This is a genomic window from Rhizobium sp. Leaf311 (assembly GCF_001423445.1).
Lineage (GTDB): Bacteria > Pseudomonadota > Alphaproteobacteria > Rhizobiales > Rhizobiaceae > Agrobacterium.
Map to the genome: position 1 here is coordinate 163,494 of NZ_LMNZ01000004.1, position 17,242 is coordinate 180,735.

19 protein-coding genes and 1 tRNA gene are annotated in these 17,242 nt (G+C 55.7%); 18 read left to right on the top strand and 2 right to left on the bottom strand.

The features are described 5' to 3' along the window. Positions 1–211: 211 nt before the first annotated feature. The 7 genes from ASF69_RS06515 to fliQ all read left to right on the top strand — a co-directional run bounded on the left by ASF69_RS06515 (position 212) and on the right by fliQ (position 5,583). On the top strand, positions 212–1,480 hold the full coding sequence (locus tag ASF69_RS06515) for a flagellar hook protein FlgE (protein ID WP_062586488.1): 1,269 nt from the start codon (positions 212–214) through the stop codon (positions 1,478–1,480). A gap of 16 nt (positions 1,481–1,496) precedes the next feature. Next, the gene (gene flgK / locus ASF69_RS06520; protein WP_062586490.1) at positions 1,497–2,939 is read left to right on the top strand and encodes a flagellar hook-associated protein FlgK; all 1,443 of its coding nucleotides are present in this window, start codon (positions 1,497–1,499) and stop codon (positions 2,937–2,939) included. Between the two features lies 1 nt (position 2,940). Further along, on the top strand, positions 2,941–3,954 hold the full coding sequence (locus ASF69_RS06525; RefSeq protein WP_062586492.1) for a flagellar hook-associated family protein: 1,014 nt from the start codon (positions 2,941–2,943) through the stop codon (positions 3,952–3,954). 52 nt (positions 3,955–4,006) lie between these two features. Beyond that, the gene (gene flaF / locus ASF69_RS06530) at positions 4,007–4,354 is read left to right on the top strand and encodes a flagellar biosynthesis regulator FlaF (RefSeq protein ID WP_062586494.1); all 348 of its coding nucleotides are present in this window, start codon (positions 4,007–4,009) and stop codon (positions 4,352–4,354) included. Continuing rightward, positions 4,351–4,797, top strand: a complete 447-nt coding sequence (flbT, locus tag ASF69_RS06535) for a flagellar biosynthesis repressor FlbT (protein WP_062586496.1) — start codon at positions 4,351–4,353, stop codon at positions 4,795–4,797. Before flaF ends, flbT begins: the two co-directional genes overlap by 4 nt. Further along, on the top strand, positions 4,791–5,213 hold the full coding sequence (gene flgD, locus ASF69_RS06540; RefSeq protein ID WP_062586498.1) for a flagellar hook assembly protein FlgD: 423 nt from the start codon (positions 4,791–4,793) through the stop codon (positions 5,211–5,213). Before flbT ends, flgD begins: the two co-directional genes overlap by 7 nt. A gap of 103 nt (positions 5,214–5,316) precedes the next feature. After that, positions 5,317–5,583 carry a flagellar biosynthesis protein FliQ gene (gene fliQ, locus ASF69_RS06545; RefSeq protein ID WP_062586500.1) on the top strand — a complete coding sequence of 89 codons (267 nt, stop codon included), beginning with the start codon at positions 5,317–5,319 and terminating at the stop codon, positions 5,581–5,583. Positions 5,584–5,685: 102 nt separating this feature from the next. Here fliQ and ASF69_RS06550 read toward each other — a convergent pair. Then, positions 5,686–5,760 (bottom strand) — tRNA-Thr (locus ASF69_RS06550). Positions 5,761–5,913: 153 nt separating this feature from the next. On the opposite strand from ASF69_RS06550, the gene ASF69_RS23550 reads away from it, so the two are divergent. The 9 genes from ASF69_RS23550 (at position 5,914) to yacG (ending at position 11,842) form a co-directional block, all read left to right on the top strand. Then, positions 5,914–6,138, top strand: coding sequence for a hypothetical protein (locus ASF69_RS23550; protein ID WP_062586501.1), 225 nt, complete (start codon positions 5,914–5,916; stop codon positions 6,136–6,138). A 177-nt stretch (positions 6,139–6,315) separates the two neighbouring features. Beyond that, a complete protein-coding gene (gene murA, locus ASF69_RS06560) occupies positions 6,316–7,608 on the top strand; it encodes a UDP-N-acetylglucosamine 1-carboxyvinyltransferase (protein WP_062586503.1) in 1,293 nt (430 codons plus the stop codon). Between the two features lie 188 nt (positions 7,609–7,796). Next, positions 7,797–8,234, top strand: coding sequence for a DUF2948 family protein (locus ASF69_RS06565; RefSeq protein WP_062586505.1), 438 nt, complete (start codon positions 7,797–7,799; stop codon positions 8,232–8,234). Between the two features lie 136 nt (positions 8,235–8,370). Beyond that, positions 8,371–9,669, top strand: coding sequence for a histidinol dehydrogenase (gene hisD, locus ASF69_RS06570; protein ID WP_062586507.1), 1,299 nt, complete (start codon positions 8,371–8,373; stop codon positions 9,667–9,669). Between the two features lie 3 nt (positions 9,670–9,672). After that, positions 9,673–10,146 (top strand): UPF0262 family protein, encoded by a 474-nt coding sequence (locus tag ASF69_RS06575; RefSeq protein ID WP_062586509.1) that lies wholly within the window; start codon positions 9,673–9,675, stop codon positions 10,144–10,146. 59 nt (positions 10,147–10,205) lie between these two features. Further along, positions 10,206–10,628 (top strand): low molecular weight phosphatase family protein, encoded by a 423-nt coding sequence (locus ASF69_RS06580; protein WP_112964156.1) that lies wholly within the window; start codon positions 10,206–10,208, stop codon positions 10,626–10,628. Positions 10,629–10,733: 105 nt separating this feature from the next. Further along, positions 10,734–10,952 (top strand): translation initiation factor IF-1, encoded by a 219-nt coding sequence (gene infA, locus ASF69_RS06585; RefSeq protein WP_027673809.1) that lies wholly within the window; start codon positions 10,734–10,736, stop codon positions 10,950–10,952. Between the two features lie 30 nt (positions 10,953–10,982). Next, positions 10,983–11,606 (top strand): Maf-like protein, encoded by a 624-nt coding sequence (locus ASF69_RS06590; RefSeq protein WP_062586513.1) that lies wholly within the window; start codon positions 10,983–10,985, stop codon positions 11,604–11,606. A gap of 5 nt (positions 11,607–11,611) precedes the next feature. Further along, positions 11,612–11,842, top strand: a complete 231-nt coding sequence (gene yacG, locus ASF69_RS06595; RefSeq protein ID WP_062586515.1) for a DNA gyrase inhibitor YacG — start codon at positions 11,612–11,614, stop codon at positions 11,840–11,842. A 90-nt stretch (positions 11,843–11,932) separates the two neighbouring features. Here the strand turns inward: yacG and ASF69_RS06600 are convergent, their stop codons facing one another. Further along, positions 11,933–14,113 (bottom strand): DUF1217 domain-containing protein, encoded by a 2,181-nt coding sequence (locus tag ASF69_RS06600; RefSeq protein ID WP_062586517.1) that lies wholly within the window; start codon positions 14,111–14,113, stop codon positions 11,933–11,935. A gap of 283 nt (positions 14,114–14,396) precedes the next feature. Between ASF69_RS06600 and flhA the strand changes: the two genes are divergently transcribed. Both flhA and fliR read left to right on the top strand, forming a co-directional pair. After that, positions 14,397–16,487 carry a flagellar biosynthesis protein FlhA gene (flhA, locus tag ASF69_RS06605; RefSeq protein WP_062586519.1) on the top strand — a complete coding sequence of 697 codons (2,091 nt, stop codon included), beginning with the start codon at positions 14,397–14,399 and terminating at the stop codon, positions 16,485–16,487. After that, positions 16,484–17,236 (top strand): flagellar biosynthetic protein FliR, encoded by a 753-nt coding sequence (gene fliR, locus ASF69_RS06610; protein ID WP_062586520.1) that lies wholly within the window; start codon positions 16,484–16,486, stop codon positions 17,234–17,236. The genes flhA and fliR overlap by 4 nt, the downstream gene beginning before the upstream one ends. Positions 17,237–17,242: the final 6 nt, after the last annotated feature.

The window sequence follows — 17,242 nt, forward strand, 5'->3', positions numbered from 1 at the left end:
TAGGTTTCATAGCCTGCGGCGTTTTCTTTTGCTCAGTGACTTTGGTTCGGTCGGCGTCGGTTGCAGCAATCGAAACCATAAGTCGTTACGGACAGAAAGGTTCCCTGACTGTTTGTGTTTTTCCCAAAATCTTTCTCGAGATAGAAAAACAGACAGCCTCACGCAAGGCTTGCCACCTAACTTCACCTTAGATGAGAACAGAGGATTCGGAATGAGCCTTTTTGGAACGATGAAAACCGCCGTATCCGGCATGAATGGTCAGGCTAACCGTCTGGGCACTGTCGGCGATAACATCGCCAACGCCAACACCACCGGCTACAAAAGCGCGTCGACGTCGTTTTCCTCGCTGGTGCTGTCCTCCAACGGAGGCAACTACAATTCCGGCGGCGTTATCACCAACGTCAATTATTCCATATCCCAACAAGGCGCTCTCCAGGCAACGCAGTCTTCGACTGACCTTGCGATCAAGGGCGATGGCTTCTTCGTCGTGCAGGATACTGCAGGCAACATCTTCCTGACACGTTCAGGCTCGTTCACCAAGGATGACGGCGGGTTTCTCGTCAACGATGCTGGCTACAAATTGCTCGGCTACGAATATACCGGCATCGCGCCTACAACGGTCATCAACAGCTATGAGGGGCTCGTTCCTGTCAACGTTTCAGCGAACGATCTGACGGCGACACCGTCCACATCAGGTTACCTCAAGGGTAACCTTAGCGACGCTGCACCCGCAGCGGCTGTATCTGCCAGTGAGAACACTGCTGACGTTGTGGTTGATCAGAAAAGCGTCTTCAAGACGTCTGTAACTGGATACGACGCCAAGGGTAACTCGATTAAGTACGACTTCTACTTCTCCAAAACCGCTGATAGTGAATGGACCGTTTCGGTTTATGATGCGAAGTATGCGAGCAGTACGGGTGGCTTCCCTTATGCGGACGAAGGTGTCATCGATAGCTTCGACCTCAGTTTCGATGATTTTGGCAAATTGCTTAATGATCCTGGCTCGATAGAGTTCGAAGATCCGAATAATGGAACGAAGATTACGCTCGATATTTCGAGCATGACGCAGCTCGGAACCGAGTTGTCGTCGGTTGCCGAAGGTGGCGTCAATGGTAACGCTGCCGAAGCAGTTCAGTCCGTCCGCGTAGACGCAGATGGTACGGTTTTTGCGACATACGCAAAGTCTGCCGCAAGGCCACTGTACCAAATCCCGCTTGCCGATGTCGCCAGTCCCGACAACCTCTCCGTCCTCTCCGGCAATGTCTTTCAGACCAGTGCAGACTCAGGCGTGGTGACGCTCGGATTTGCAGGCTCGAACGGATTTGGAACAATCGCATCCTCTCAGCTCGAGTCATCAAACGTGGACATCGCCACGGAGCTGACCGAGATGATCCAGGCGCAGCGCAGCTATACCGCCAACTCCAAGGTCTTCCAGACGGGTTCCGATCTGATGGACGTCCTTATCAATCTGGTTCGGTAATTTAAAGGACAGATGAATGTCGCTTGCTTCAGCGCTTAATACGACAAAGGCAACTCTGAGCAACACCGCTCTGCAGAGCAGCGTCGTTTCGAACAATATCTCGAATGCCAGTTCGACAAGCTACAATCGGCGTGCAGCCGTGACGACGACGGACACCTCGACCGGTGCCATTGTTGTCAAGGTTGAACGGGCAGAAGATGAAGCGCTTTTGAAGCAGGCTTTGGCCGCCACTTCTGATGATGCGGGCAAACAGAAATTCCTGGATGGCATGAATTCGCTCAGTGTCGTTCTGGGCGGCGAGGAATACACCGCCGCTCCCTCGACCTACCTTGCCTCTCTGCAAAACGCGCTGCAGACCTACGCAGCCTCGCCAAGCGATGTAACCTTGGCTTCTGCTGCCGTCAGTGCAGCGAGCGATGTTGCGAATGCGCTCAACACGTCCACTCAGGCCGTTCAGCAGCTCAGAACAGACGCAGACGGAGAAATTTCCGATACTGTTGACAAGCTTAATCAGCTGTTGTCGGACTTCGAGAAAGCCAACAACGAAGTCACATCGGCGACGGCCGCTGGCAGAGATGCCAACAACGCCATCGATCAGCGCGAAGGTCTGCTGAAGCAGATCTCCGGCATCGTTGGCATCTCAACGGCTGTCCGCACGAACAACGATGTTGTGATCTATACTACTGACAGCACGACGCTGTTCGAAACGACCGCACGCAAGATTTCGTTCGAACCGATGGCGGCTTACGACGCCAACACGACCGGCAACAGCATCTATATTGACGGTGTTGCGGTAAAGACGGGCGAGGGAAGCAACACATCGGCGAAGGGCAGTCTGCCAGCACTCTTGCAGCTGCGAGACGAAGTCTACCCAGGCTATCAGTCGCAGCTGGATGAAATTGCTCGTGGCGTCATGGGTGCCTTCGCGGAAACGGATTCTGGCGGAAATTCTATCGCAGGACTGTTTACGACAAAGGATGGTTCGGAGCCCGATTTCACGACTGCTGAAGTCGTTCCGGGTCTTGCAGGTCTGATCTCCGTCTCATCTGAAGCGAAGGCGACACCTGTCAAGCTTCGTGATGGTAACATCGCAGGCGACACTCCCAATACTGACGGTTCGACGGGCTATTCTGACCTACTCTTCAAATACGCGTCCGCTCTGAACACGCAGATCGAATTCGATCCCAAGGCCGGCATCTCGACCAATGTTACGCTCTTGAGCTTTGCAACGGACTCCGCTGGTTGGGTTGAAGAATATCGTAGCAACGCCACGAGCTCTGCGGAGAGCACGTCGGCAATGCTGACGAAGTCGACAGAGGCCTATTCCAACTCCACCGGTGTGAACCTGGACGAGGAGCTGATCCAGATGCTCGACATCGAGCAGTCCTACAAGGCAGCTGCAAAGCTCATGTCAACGATTGACGAGTTGTTGAAGACATTGATGGAGGCCGCGAACTAACATGAAAACAACGCCCATTTCCTCACTCTCCATCAGCACGGCAATGCAGTTGACGGTTTCCAATGCGCAAACGGAAATCACCAAGCTGCAGAAGGAGGCCGTCACTGGCACCTACGCCGACGTGGGCCTTGAGCTTGGGACGCGCACATCCACGAACCTGGATTACTCGCGTGAAAGCAATCGCCTGCAGGCGAATATCGATGCAAATGCAGTGGCGGAGCAGCGTATGGACGCTTCGCAGCTGGCCATGGAAAACATGTCGGCTTCGGCACAGAGCCTTCTCAATTCCGTCATTGCGCTTAGCGGTAACACGGATGCCAGCAGTTTGAGCGTTGCCCAGACGACGGCAAAGGCGACCCTTGAAAATTTCGTGAGCTATACGAACACGGCGGTTAATGGCGAATATCTCTTCTCTGGCATCAATACGGACGTCCAGACGTTGAGCGACACCTTCATCGACGACATCACGGCCGATTTCAACGCCGCCTTTTCCGCTCAGTTCCCGGACCCATCTGCCGTCACGGCCGATGAGATGCAGACCTTCCTGACGGATTATCAGGACGGCCTCGACTGGTCCTCATGGACGGGCGCTTCCGAAACAACCATGAGCAGCCGCATTAGCAGTTCGGAAACCGTATCCACATCGACCACAGCCAACTCGGATGGATTCAAAAGCCTTGTGCTCGCAAGTGTGATATCCTCGCAGCTGGTAAACTCTGGATTGAATGCGGACGCGCTTTCCGTCGTCAACAACACCACCACGAGCCTGACCGGTTCTGCGATTTCCGGCATTGATACCCAGCGTGCGCAGATTGGCCTGTCCCAGGAGCGAGTGGAAAAGGCGAACACGTATATGAGCTCTCAAAAGACGATCATTGATACCCAGCTTACCAATCTGATTGGTGTCGATACCTATGAAGCGTCTACGCGCCTGACGACACTGCTGAACCAGGTGGAGACGTCCTACACGATCACCTCGAAGATCCAGGGCCTCAGCTTGGTAAATTATCTCTAAAGAAAACAGACGCCTATGATGGGTGGCAAGTAAGACCATGAAGGAAAAATGAATGTTCCAGTTTTCATATGCGGAGATAATGGAGGATGATCCCAGTATCGCCCGCGATAGGGAAAGACAGATTCTAGAAAGATCGATCGAACTTCTTGCTGTTGCCAAGGAACAGGAAAACTACGGCAAGGACGGGATCGAAGCAATTTTTTATACGAGGCGCGTTTGGACAAGGCTGATCGATGATCTCAAACAGCCGGAAAACGAGCTTCCAGTCGAACTGAAAGCCAACCTGATATCCATCGCTATCTGGATTCTTAGAGAGTGCGAGCAGATACGCAAACGTAAATCGAAGAATTATCAGGGCATTATTGACGTCACAACCATCATCAAGGATGGATTAAAATGAAAAGTACGCTGCGGATCTCTTTGAAGTCTGGGGAAAAAATCTTCATCAACGGCGCTGTTTTGCGTGTTGACAGAAAAGTGTCTCTGGAATTTCTAAATGACGTGACATTCCTTCTGGAAAACCACGTTCTTCAACTGGAAGACACGACCACACCTTTGCGGCAGCTCTACTTCATCGTCCAGATGATGCTGATCAATCCAGAAGGCAAGGAGCAGTCACTTTCTCTGTTCCGCAAGTCGATCACCATGTTGCTGACCACGTTCAAGAACGAGGAAATCCGCTCGGAACTGAAGCGGATCGATGCGACGGTTTCGTCTGGCCGGCCTTTCGACGCGCTCAAGACCATTCGTGGTCTCTATGCCAAGGAAGAAGCCATTCTCAACAGCCATGAAATAACACCTGCCGTCGTCAATGAGCTGAGACGGGAAATTGCACCATGGTAGACTCGGTCGGAAGCTCTACATCCACCAACACGGCGACGACTACCCCCGCTTCAAAGACGGATGCGAACAAGGCCTCGCTGGATTATGATGCTTTCCTTCAGCTGCTGATCGCGCAGATGAAAAATCAGGATCCGACGGACCCGATGGATGCCAGCGAGCAGATCTCGCAGCTCGCAACCTTTTCTCAGGTGGAGCAATCCATCAAGACGAACACGCATCTGGAGAGCCTGCTGTCTGCCTCCTCCCTGTCCAACGCGTCTTCCTATATTGGCAAGACCTTGACCTCGGCTGACGGGAAGACGACCGGCGTAGTTGCTTCGATTGAGGTGGCGTCCGATGGTCTTACCGCCACCACGACGGCTGGCGGCAAGATCGTTATCACCGAAGGCATAAAAATCTCCAGTACCGCAGCTTAACTGCCAAGCTCGAATCATATAGCGTCTGAATCGACGCGAACGGCGTCACGTATCTTCCTAGTGAATTCGGCTTCGTGACGCCGATTGAATCGAGCGGACTGAGATGAACGAGGCCGACGCTCTCGACATAATGCAGAATGCGATATGGACGGTACTGATTGCATCAGGACCGGCTGTCATGGCCGCAATGGCCGTGGGCATTCTGATCGCCTTCGTGCAGGCGCTCACCCAGATTCAGGAAATGACCCTTACCTTCGTCCCCAAGATCATTGCGGTCATGGTTGCGATCGGCATTTCCGCGCCATTCGTCGGCGCCCAGATATCGATGTTCACGAATATGGTATTTTCCCGCGTCCAATCCGGATTCTAGCGGTCTTTCAAATCCAAGAACGGCGCAGTGTCGGTACACTCGCAATCAATCAAATGACTGCAAGTTTTCGTCGGAGTAGCCATGAATTGCTGGATTTATGAATGGTGCTGCGAAAGAGGATTGAACTCTCGACCTCTCCCTTACCAAGGGAGTGCTCTACCACTGAGCTACCGCAGCATCCCGTGCCGAAGCATCTGCTCGACATCAAGTGGGCGCCTATTGCCATAGGTTTCTGATCAGTGCAAGCCGCAATTTCAGTCTTCGTCATTCAACGGGACAAAAATCATCAAGGGCTGTTGAAAAGACGGATTTTCGGTTATTGGTGCGCTCATGGACGATCATCACGACATTCCCGCAGATAAAACTGCCTTGCCCGCCGGGCAGGGCGGCCCGGGAGAAAGAGCAAAACGGCAGGAAGCCGAACGCAAGGCGCGCGCGGCAAAAAAGCTGCGCGAAAATCTTGCCCGGCGCAAGCACCAGGCCCGTGCGCGGCGCGCGGGCGAGGCGGACGAAACAAATGGTCTGCCTGCCGCAAAAACGGACGAATCGTGCTGACAAGAAACATTTAGCGGAAAATTGAATTGGGGCAGAGTTTTCTCTACTGCATGGCCTGAAATATGCAGCAGAGCCCTCTCACAGCCATTTCAGACCGGACATCACTCATCGGATAGGCAGGAGAGGCCATCCGCTGCAAGCACTCAGGAAAGGCGGGCACAAAGCCCGTAGGGACGTATGGATCGCATCAGAATAACAGGCGGCAATGAACTCAACGGCATCATCCCCATTTCGGGTGCAAAGAATGCGGCCCTGCCGTTGATGATCGCCTCGCTTCTGACGAGCGACACATTGACCCTCGAAAACGTCCCGCATCTGGCAGACGTTGAACAGCTCATTCGTATTCTGGGCAATCATGGCGTCGACATTTCCGTCAATGGTCGTCGCGAGAGCCAGGCCGAAAGCTATTCCCGTACGGTCCATTTCACCTGCCGCACCATTGTCGATACCACGGCTCCCTATGAGCTGGTTTCCAAGATGCGGGCGAGCTTCTGGGTCATTGGCCCGCTTCTGGCGCGCGAGGGCAGGGCACGCGTTTCCCTGCCAGGCGGCTGCGCCATCGGAACACGCCCGGTCGACCTTTTTATCGAGGGTCTTGAGGCGCTCGGTGCGAAAATGGAGATCGATAGCGGCTACATCAATGCGACGGCACCTGCGGGCGGCCTGGTCGGCGCAACCTATACTTTCCCGAAAGTGTCCGTCGGCGCGACCCACGTCATGCTGATGGCGGCATCGCTGGCGCGTGGCACAACTGTCATTCACAATGCAGCGCGTGAGCCTGAAGTCGTTGATCTCGCCGATTGTCTCAAGGCCATGGGTGCGAAAATCGAAGGTGCGGGCACGTCCACCATCACTATCGAAGGTGTGACATCGCTTTCCGGCGCACGCCACCGCGTCCTGCCGGATCGTATCGAAACCGGCACCTACGCCATGGCGGTCGCCATGACCGGCGGCGATGTCGTGCTGGAAGGAACCCGTGCCTCGCTGCTCGACAACGCGCTCGAAACACTGAAGCTTGCCGGTGCGACCATTACGGAAACCGAGAGCGGCCTGCGCGTTGTTCGCAACGGCAATGGCATCCATCCCGTTGATATCGTGACCGAGCCTTTCCCGGGGTTCCCGACGGACCTTCAGGCGCAGTTCATGGCGCTGATGACGCGGGCCCAGGGCGTTTCACACATCACGGAAACAATCTTCGAAAATCGCTTTATGCATGTGCAGGAACTGGCACGTCTTGGCGCGAAGATTTCGCTCTCCGGCCAGATGGCGCGCATCGAAGGCGTTTCGCGGCTTAAGGGCGCACCCGTGATGGCCACAGACCTTCGCGCCTCCGTCTCTTTGGTCATTGCCGGTCTCGTTGCGGAAGGGGAGACGATGGTCTCGCGCGTCTATCACCTTGACCGCGGCTTTGAGCGTCTGGAAGAAAAACTCAACCGTTGCGGTGCACAGGTCGAGCGCGTCAGCGATTGATCGGCAACACCTGGAACCCCGGCCTAACTCTCTGTAGCGGAGGTTCTGGTCGTCCGCTTTGACGTCTGGCGGCCAATACGTGTCGCTCACTGAAGCTCGCAGGTTGTAGAGCGGGCTTCAACTGCCTATCTCCAAGTCATCGATTGGAAATACGCGGCACCGTCCGCACGAAGAGGACACAGGAAACGATGAGCGGCCTTAAATTGATGGCGCTTGACGGAGAAGATCTCTCTGTCATCTCAACCCACATGCAGGATAGCGTCTTCAAGCTGAAAGACGTGTCCCTCGATCTCCGTAGCGGGCAGTTTTTGCTGTCTGCGAACCGGTTCGTCTGGGAAAACGCAACCAGTAAAGGCCAGTCGCCTGAGCGTTGCCGCAGTGTGCTGGCGCTGAAACGGGTCGGCCACGCACGTTCGCACGGTTTCGACCGAAACGACAAGGAACAGGTGCTGTCTCTGCTGGCTGTGCGCTTTGCCCAGAACGGCGAGGGGCCCGACGGGACGATAGAACTGGTTCTGTCCGGCGGAGGCGCAATTGCGCTTGATGTGGAATGCATCGAAGCGCAAATGGCGGATGTAAGCGGCGGTTGGGAGGCGGCGTCGAAGCCGCATCATCCGGAAGACTAATTCTTCAACGAAAGGCGGACAGGGAATTGCCTTGCCCGCCTGTTTCGATTTATGCCACATACCCTAGTGCGTACGTAAATATACGCAGGCAAGGCATTGCTCCGTTCGATGACGGGGCCTTAAGAGGGTAAGTGACGTGGCAATCTGGCTGGAGCAGGCGTCTGCTGATTTTGAACGGGCATTCGCGGCATTCCTGACGACAAAGAGAGAAGTTTCAGAAGACGTCAACGCCGTGGTGCGCGACATCATCGATGACGTGCGGGCACGAGGCGATGAGGCGCTGGCCCATTACTCACTCAAGTTCGACAAGCTCGATTTCGCCACGCAGGCCATGCGCGTGACCGCGCAGGAAATCGATGCGGCGATTGCACTGGTGGACAAGGCCGTGCTCGACGCGCTGGAACTGGCAGCCAGACGCATCGAGAAGCACCATGCCCGGCAGATGCCGAAAGACGATATATACGAGGACGATATCGGCGTTGGCCTTGGCTCTCGCTGGACAGCCATCGAGGCTGTTGGGCTTTATGTGCCTGGCGGTACGGCAAGCTACCCGAGTTCGGTGCTGATGAATGCCGTCCCGGCAAAAGTCGCGGGCGTCGAGCGTATCGTCATGGTCGTTCCTGCCAATAATGGCGCCATCAATCCGGCCGTGCTGGCGGCGGCCCGCATAGCTGGCGTGGAGGAAATCTACCGCATTGGCGGCGCCCAGGCCGTGGCCGCGCTGGCCTATGGCACAGAGACAATTGCGCCCGTCGCGAAGATCGTCGGGCCCGGTAATGCCTATGTAGCAGCAGCCAAGCGCCACGTCTTCGGCACTGTTGGTATCGACATGATCGCAGGTCCGTCGGAGGTCCTCGTCATCGCCGACCGGAACAACAATCCGGAATGGCTGGCCGCCGATCTTCTGGCCCAGGCGGAACATGATGAGGGTGCCCAGTCCATCCTGATCACCGATGATGCCGAATTGGGCAAAGCGGTGGAACAGGCGGTCGAGCGGCAGCTGAAACTGCTGTCACGCACGCAGACGGCAACGGCCAGCTGGCGGGACTTCGGCGCCATTATTCTGGTTGACGACCTCTCAGACGCAATTCCCCTTGCCAACCGCATCGCGGCGGAACACCTGGAACTGGCGGTCGATGATCCCGATGCCTTGATGGCCGGAATACGCAACGCCGGGGCAATCTTTGTGGGTCGCCACACGCCGGAAGTCATCGGCGATTATGTTGGCGGGTCCAATCACGTCTTGCCGACGGCGCGCTCCGCCCGGTTCTCCTCCGGCCTGTCGGTGCTGGATTTCGTCAAGCGAACCTCCATTCTCAGGCTTGGTGCAGAGCAATTGCGCCAGTTGGCACCATCAGCGATAACGCTTGCTCACTCGGAAGGGCTGGATGCGCACGCGCGTTCGGTCGCCATTCGTCTCAATCTGGAAGGCTAAGGAATGGGGGCAGACGTGTTCAGGCTCTGCGACGTGGTTCTGGACGAGAGCATCGGCCGGTCCACGCCCGACGTTGAGCATGAGCGCGCCGTCGCCATTTTTGACCTCATCGAGGAAAACAGTTTCGAACCGGTCGGTCATGCCGGCGGGCCGTACAAGCTCAGTATCTCGCTGGTCGACTCCAAGCTGGTCTTTACGATCAAGACCGAGAGCGATGACGCGGTCGCCACGCATATTCTCTCGCTGACGCCTTTCCGGCGGATCATCAAGGATTACTTCATGATCTGCGAAAGCTATTATGAGGCGATCCGCTCCTCCACCCCCAGTCAGATCGAAGCGATAGACATGGGCAGGCGGGGCATCCACAATGATGGCTCGCAAACATTGATGGACCGCCTCTCGGGCAAGATAAAGGTGGATTTTGACACGGCACGGCGCCTCTTCACCCTTGTCTGTGTGCTGTATTGGCGGGGCTAGTCATGCAGGATCAGCCGGCTGCAGACTTGAAAGAGAAGTCGCCGCGCGCCATATTGTTCATGTGCGGCATGAACTCGATCCGCTCCCCCATGGCCGAGGTCATCGCCAAGCAGCTGGTTGCCCCCGGCATCTATATCCAGTCGGCAGGCGTGCGCGCAGGTGAGCGCGACCCTTTTGTGGATGTCGTGCTGGACGAGGCGGGTTTGACGCTCGGCAAGCACAAGCCGCGAACGCTTGAGGAGATCGAGGACGATTTCTTTGATCTCATCATCACGCTGACGCCAGAAGCACACCACACGGCTCTCGAACTGACACGCTCAAACGCGCTTGACGTTGTCTACTGGCCAACGATGGACCCGACCGTTGCGACGGGCACAAGAGACAATATTCTCGAAGCCTATCGTGAGGTTCGGGAACACCTTAAAAAGCTGATTTCGGAGCGCCTGCCGCAACGCGGAAGGCCATTTTCCGAGACACTTTAAAACGGTTGACAATTTAGGTTCACAAATGTGCGGCGATTGTGTAGTTTCCGCGCAATTTTCCCGGACTGTTCAGTCCGGCAATATCAACAGGAAGAAAAACCCTATATGACAAAAGAAGAAGTCCTCGAGTTTCCGGGCGTCGTTACCGAACTTTTGCCGAACGCAACCTTTCGCGTAAAGCTGGAAAACGAACACGAAATCATCGCACACACTGCCGGCCGTATGCGCAAGAACCGTATTCGCGTTCTGGCGGGTGACAAGGTGCTTGTCGAAATGACGCCCTACGACCTGACCAAGGGTCGCATCACCTATCGTTTCAAGTAATCGCCCGCACACCGGGACGACTGGCAGAGCATGACAGACGCAAAACAAAAGCTGATTCTGGCTTCCGGGTCGCCCCGCCGTCTTGAGCTGTTGAATCAGGTGGGCATCGAGCCCGCACGGCTCATGCCCATGGATATCGATGAAACACCGGCACGGCTGGAGCACCCGCGCACATTGTGCCGACGGCTATCCCTCCAGAAGGCCGAAGCCGCGTACAAGGCGGTCAAGGGTGAGCTTGCGTGGAAGGGCGCTTACGTCCTGGGCTCTGATACGGTCGTGGCTGTCGGCCGACGCATCGTCGGCAAGGCGGAATATATCGAGGAGGCATCTGCTGCTCTCCACCTTCTGTCTGGCCGCAGCCATTGGGTCTATACCGGCATCTGTCTGGTCACGCCCAGCGGCAAGGTTCGCCAGAAGGTCGTGGAGACGAAGGTGCGCTTCAAGCGTCTCTCGCAACACGAAATCCAAAGCTATATCGCGTCGGGCCAATGGCGCGGCAAGGCAGGGGCCTATGGCATTCAGGGCATCGCCGGCTGTTTCGTTCAGAAACTGACCGGGTCCTATACGAATGTGGTCGGTCTGCCGCTTTATGAAACCGTGTCACTTCTTGCCGGCGAAGGGTTTGAGGTGGCACCCGCCTGGCAGGAAGGTTGATCCCAATGACAGATGCATCTCACGAATCCAACGTCACGCCTTTGCGCAAGACGCAGCCCTGTCCCGAATGCAAAAGACCGTCGACGCGTGAAGACTATCCTTTTTGCTCGGACCGCTGCCGCTCGCTGGACCTCTCGCGCTGGCTCAAAGGCTCCTACGCCATTCCGGTTGCTGATGATGAGAGCAATCCTGACGAGGAAGGCGTTGCGAGGCGTCCTGCCGACGACGCCTACTGACGGAGCAAGCACCGTATTGATCTAAAGACAAAGGCCCGAAATCATTGAGATTTCGAGCCTTTTTTCTTTATCCCGAGCAGGGATGCCTTTTTACTGCGACCGCAGCTGCGACACGGCCAGAAGCGTATCTGCGCTGATAGACGTGCTGCCACTCAAGATTGACAGAACGGGTGATTGGGATCCCGACTGCACATCGTAAAGCGCCGTATAGCGTTTGACGATCTTCTCGACATATTCCGGATCCTGAAGCTGGGTAATGTCGATATATTTCGTAACCAGTTCCGCCTGCTTCGTCACATCCATATTGGCGATGGAGCTCGGCACGCTAAAGGCAGTCTTGAAAAACTCGAAGAGGGCGTCGTCGCTGAGAAAGCCATAGGCGCTGGAGATGGTGGGAGCCATCCGCTCGAAATACATGGCAAGGCGGACGCCTTGATTGGATTCGCCCTGCTGCTCTTCCAAGGTCTGCCGGACATACTGATTGACCGTTCCCAGCACTGCACCGCGCTGCTGTCCACCCTGGATGGCGTCTTTCGTGATATTGCCCTCTGCATCGAAATTGAATGAGGCGACAATCTCTGCAAATTTCTTGTTTTCATGTGTGTTTACGAAGCTGTTCGGGTCGTCCAGATCGGACGAGAACATCTTCTTGAGATCGTCCGACGTGACGCTCTCCGGGTCGATCCCGTTGGCTTCAAGGATGAAATTCGTCAGCCTCTTATCGGCCAGGAATTCCTTTACGGTCTCGACCGATTGCATTTTCGACTTGAAGTACTCGATCTCGGTGTCGGCCTTCTTGCCCGCCGCTTCTTTTTCGGCGCCGGTCAATGTTCTGAGTTTTATGCTTTCGTAGTCCGAGGCATAGCGGTCGGTAACGCTCTCAGACTGGGCCAGCACAGGTGCTCGCAGTTCGCCATCCGCGCTGAAATTGAAGGCCTTGTTCAACTCAACGAAACGCTCGTCTTTCAGCGAATTGACATAGCTCTTCTTGTCCGTGACGTCGCTCGTCAGGACGCGTTTCAGCTCCGACTGGCTGATCTCATCGGGATCGATGCCGTATGCTCGCAACGCCACATCCCAGACTTCGGTCACAGCGTCATTTTTCTTGTCTTTGTCCTTTTTGTTGGAAACAAAAAAGTCCTCAAGATTGGTAAACGTGTCGATCCTGGTGTCGTAATTCTTGACCGCGTCGTCGATTGTCGCCGTCTTGTCCTTGTTGAAAGCCGTCTTGTAGTCTTTCACCATGACTGTCGTCTGGGCAGAGGTCTGGGCCGTGTTGCCACTTGCCAGTGTCCCGTCAGTCTCGAAGTTGAATGCGTCAAGAAGCTTCGTGTTGCCATATGCGGTCGCCGCATTTTCGCTCGACATGAGGCTTGCGACGGTGGACGGCATGATTGTGCTGCTGAGGCTGAACGTCTTCTTGACGTATTCCAGCATTCGGCTGTCGGCGACAAGATCCTTGGCGGTGGTCACGGTCGCTATGTTCTTTTCCCAATACCGCGTGTTTGCATCGTGAAGCAGGGTCGAGGGAAATGTCGACTGGTTGTAGATATAGTCCAGCTTCAGGTCTTCGGTCTGGTCGGTTGTCTGGATAGAGCCGTCGATCGTTCCATCGGCCTTGAAGTTGAAAGCTTCCGCCAGTTTCTTCCAGGCCGGGTTCTTGGCTTTATTGGCCACACTTTCGGGATCGTCGAGATCGCTTGTCAGAACCTGCTTGAGATAGGTCTTGGATACGTTGTCCGATTCGAGCCCTACTGCTTCGAGAACGTAGGTGCGTAGCCTGGTGTTGTTGATGAGCCCATCGGCACTGGTGACCTTGCCGATCTGAGCTGCAAAATAGGTATTCTCTGCCTTGAGTGCGGTCTCTTCTTCGGTAAAGGACGCCCGGTAAGCATCCGTCAGGCTCGTGGACTGCGAGTCATTCTGGACTGTCTTCTTGTCGCCCTGGAAATTAAAGGCCTCAGCGAACTGGAGATATCGCTTGTCGGTCAGCGAATTTGCAAAGCTTGACGAGTCGGTCAGGTCGCTTTCCAGAACCTTTCTCATAAAGGCCTTGCCGTAGGTCATGTCCCCAAGGCCATAGGCCTTCATGGCATAGGAATAGAGACGGTAGTCGCCAAGGAACTCGTCGACAGTCGTTATCTCGCCGATTTTTTCCTTATAGTAAGCTGTCTCGCGCTCGACCGACGACTGACTGGCAACCTTGGACAAGGTTGAGTTGATGTCGCGGTTCACACTGAGATAGCTTGTATAGGTAGAAATCGACGCCATAGGGTAGCCTTGCAGGGTTTGGCCCTATCATGGCCAGCGTGCACGCTCTCATCGCGCGAATAACTTGCGCACTATATAACGAAAAACAACTGAACCAAAGCCAAAATCTCGCTGGCAAAAAGATCACCGCCGTGGGGGTCTACTTGCGACATTCTTCCACTCTCGCGCAAGCTTGGAGCAATAAAGCTCGTGTGTCGATCTCCGTCCGGAGGGTCGGCACGGTCGTCTCATGATGGGAAGGCCGGGACGTTTCTACAGTTTCTCATGAAGAGATGGAGTTAGAATGGCTACGCCTCCGAGCATATTGCCGCTTCCGAAAGTCGCTGCCCGCGGCCGCGATGTCGGGTTTGCGGTGGGCATCGTGTGCATTCTTTGCATCCTCTTCCTGCCGATCCCTGTCTTTCTCATCGATATGGGTCTGGCGTTCTCCATTGCATTTTCTGTTCTTATCCTGATGGTATCGCTGTGGATCCAGCGCCCGCTGGATTTCTCGTCCTTTCCGACCATTCTTCTGATCTCGACGATGATCCGCCTCGCGTTGAACATCGCCACGACGCGTGTCATCCTGTCCCACGGCAACCAGGGACATGAAGCCGCTGGCGGCGTGATCGCGGGATTCTCAAGCCTCGTCATGTCCGGCGATTTCGTGATCGGTCTGATCGTCTTCCTCATCCTGATCGTGGTCAACTTCATCGTCATCACCAAGGGTGCAACGCGTATCGCGGAAGTCGGCGCGCGCTTCACCCTCGATGCCATTCCCGGCAAGCAGATGTCGATCGATGCCGACCTCTCCGCCGGTATCATCAATGAGAAGGAAGCCCAGCTGCGCCGTCGCGAGCTGGAAGAGGAAAGCGCCTTCTACGGTGCCATGGACGGTGCGTCCAAGTTCGTGCGCGGTGATGCGGTCGCTGGCCTCATGATCACCGGCATCAATATCTGCGGCGGCATCATCATCGGCGTGTTCCGCCATGGCATGGCCATCGGTGAGGCCGCTGACGTTTTCGTCAAGCTTTCCGTCGGTGACGGTATCGTCTCGCAGGTGCCAGCGCTTATCGTTTCGCTGGCCGCCGGCCTTATCATTACCCGCGGCGGTACGCAGGGCTCCACCGATACGGCGGTTCTCAACCAGCTCAGTGGCTATCCAAAGGCGCTTGCTGTGGCATCCGGGCTGATGGGCGTTCTCTCGCTGGTCCCGGGCCTGCCTTTCCTTCCGTTCGTCATCCTCAGCATGTTGCTTGCCTTTGGCGCCTGGATCATTCCCCGCCAGTTGGCGCAGGTCCGTGATGCCGAAAGGGTGGCCGAGCAGGAGCAGACCACGAAGGCCCAGGATGCCGAAAAGGACACGGTCAAGAATTCGCTTCGCACCACCGAAATCGAGCTGGCCCTTGGCAAGCAGGTTTCACCGAGATTGCTCGGCGCGCACCAGGAACTGGGCTTCCGCGTGGGCAAGATGCGCAAGAAATTCGCGACGCAATACGGTTTCGTCGTTCCCGAGATCAAGGTCACCGACGACATCGCTATTCCCGACAAGTCCTATCAGATCAGGATCCATGGAACCACGGTTGCGGCCAGCACGCTGCGCGTCGGCGAAGTTCTGGTCATCACCGGCAAGGGCCGTCGCCCTTCCGTGCCGGGGGACGACGTTCGCGAACCCGCTTTCGGTATGCCCGCCATGTCGGTGCTGGAAAACTTTGCCGATGACCTGCGGCGCGAGGGCTTCCACCCCATCGACAATATCTCGGCCCTTCTGACCCACGTCAGCGAAGTCATTCGCAACAATCTGCCGATGCTCCTGTCCTATAAGGACGTGAAGGTTCTGATCGATCGCCTCGATCCCGAATACAAGAAGCTCGCGGACGAAATCTGCTCCTCGCATATGTCCTATTCCGGCCTGCAGGCTATCTTGAAGCTGCTGCTGGCAGAGCGTGTGTCCATTCGCAACCTGCATCTCATTCTGGAAGCAGTTGCAGAACTCGCTCCGCATCTTCGCAGAACCGAACAGATTGTCGAACACGTCCGTATCCGCATGGCGCAACAGATTTGCGGCGACCTGTCCGACAACGGCGTCCTGCGCGTCCTGCGACTGGGCACGAAGTGGGACGTCGTGTTCCAGCAGGCCATCAAGCGCGATACGAAGGGTGAAGTCATCGAATTCGATATCGATCCGCGCCAGGTCGAGGAGTTCAGCAACGAGGCGAGCAAAGTAATCCGTGAATACATGGACGTCGGGCTGCCATTCGTGCTTGTTACTTTGCCGGAAACCCGGTCTTATGTGCGCATGATAACGGAACGTCTCTTCAGCACATTGCCTGTCCTGTCACATGTCGAACTGGCCAAGGGCACGGAGATAAAGATACTCGGCTCGATCTCATGATCCCAGACCCGCAGGGAACGATAATGGCACTGTTTCTGGCATTTTGCCGGATCGGTGCCTGCGTCATGGTGATGCCGGGTTTCTCTTCCGCTCGCCTGCCCATGCAGATCCGTTTGCTGCTCGCTCTGGCGCTTGCCATGGCGATTTTGCCACTTCTATGGGACGGTATTTATCCCCTCGTAAGAACAGATACGATTTCCTTTCTCAAGATCATGTTCTTCGAATCGTTGATCGGCGCCACCTTCGGCATGATTGCCCATCTCTACGTGCTGGGAATGCAGTTTGCCGCAACGGCAATCGGCACGGCTATCGCCTTTACCGGACCGCCGGCGCAGGACGTGCTGGAAGACACGTCGGAAAACCAGCTGGCGAGCATGTTGTCATATGGCGTCCTGCTGCTGCTGTTCATTCTCGATTTTCACCATGTCATCTTCCGCGCCATCGTTGAATCCTATTCGTCGATACCGCTTGGCGGCGCCATGACCGCGCAGCGGATGCTGATTTCGCTGACAGATACGATCGTTGCCTCGTTCAATATTGCGCTTCGTGTGGCAAGCCCCTTCATTCTCTACGGGTTCCTGTTCAACACGGCGGTCGGTCTGGTCAACAAGCTTGCGCCCCAGATCCCGGTCTACTTCATCTCCACCCCCTATGCTCTGGCCGGTGGTCTGCTTCTGCTCTATTTTGGCATAGCAGCCCTGGTGAACCAGTACGTGACCGGATTTTTCCGGGTTTTTGCAAATATGTGAGGCGTC

What these genes read in the sequence shown, in the direction of transcription:
- ASF69_RS06515 (WP_062586488.1), top strand. Translation starts at nt 212, where the DNA reads ATGAGCCTTTTTGGAACGATGAAAACCGCCGTATCCGGCATGAATGGT.
- flgK (WP_062586490.1), top strand. Translation starts at nt 1,497, where the DNA reads ATGTCGCTTGCTTCAGCGCTTAATACGACAAAGGCAACTCTGAGCAAC.
- ASF69_RS06525 (WP_062586492.1), top strand. Translation starts at nt 2,941, where the DNA reads ATGAAAACAACGCCCATTTCCTCACTCTCCATCAGCACGGCAATGCAG.
- flaF (WP_062586494.1), top strand. Translation starts at nt 4,007, where the DNA reads ATGTTCCAGTTTTCATATGCGGAGATAATGGAGGATGATCCCAGTATC.
- flbT (WP_062586496.1), top strand. Translation starts at nt 4,351, where the DNA reads ATGAAAAGTACGCTGCGGATCTCTTTGAAGTCTGGGGAAAAAATCTTC.
- flgD (WP_062586498.1), top strand. Translation starts at nt 4,791, where the DNA reads ATGGTAGACTCGGTCGGAAGCTCTACATCCACCAACACGGCGACGACT.
- fliQ (WP_062586500.1), top strand. Translation starts at nt 5,317, where the DNA reads ATGAACGAGGCCGACGCTCTCGACATAATGCAGAATGCGATATGGACG.
- ASF69_RS23550 (WP_062586501.1), top strand. Translation starts at nt 5,914, where the DNA reads ATGGACGATCATCACGACATTCCCGCAGATAAAACTGCCTTGCCCGCC.
- murA (WP_062586503.1), top strand. Translation starts at nt 6,316, where the DNA reads ATGGATCGCATCAGAATAACAGGCGGCAATGAACTCAACGGCATCATC.
- ASF69_RS06565 (WP_062586505.1), top strand. Translation starts at nt 7,797, where the DNA reads ATGAGCGGCCTTAAATTGATGGCGCTTGACGGAGAAGATCTCTCTGTC.
- ASF69_RS06575 (WP_062586509.1), top strand. Translation starts at nt 9,673, where the DNA reads ATGGGGGCAGACGTGTTCAGGCTCTGCGACGTGGTTCTGGACGAGAGC.
- ASF69_RS06580 (WP_112964156.1), top strand. Translation starts at nt 10,206, where the DNA reads ATGTGCGGCATGAACTCGATCCGCTCCCCCATGGCCGAGGTCATCGCC.
- infA (WP_027673809.1), top strand. Translation starts at nt 10,734, where the DNA reads ATGACAAAAGAAGAAGTCCTCGAGTTTCCGGGCGTCGTTACCGAACTT.
- ASF69_RS06590 (WP_062586513.1), top strand. Translation starts at nt 10,983, where the DNA reads ATGACAGACGCAAAACAAAAGCTGATTCTGGCTTCCGGGTCGCCCCGC.
- yacG (WP_062586515.1), top strand. Translation starts at nt 11,612, where the DNA reads ATGACAGATGCATCTCACGAATCCAACGTCACGCCTTTGCGCAAGACG.
- ASF69_RS06600 (WP_062586517.1), bottom strand. Translation starts at nt 14,113, where the DNA reads ATGGCGTCGATTTCTACCTATACAAGCTATCTCAGTGTGAACCGCGAC.
- flhA (WP_062586519.1), top strand. Translation starts at nt 14,397, where the DNA reads ATGGCTACGCCTCCGAGCATATTGCCGCTTCCGAAAGTCGCTGCCCGC.
- fliR (WP_062586520.1), top strand. Translation starts at nt 16,484, where the DNA reads ATGATCCCAGACCCGCAGGGAACGATAATGGCACTGTTTCTGGCATTT.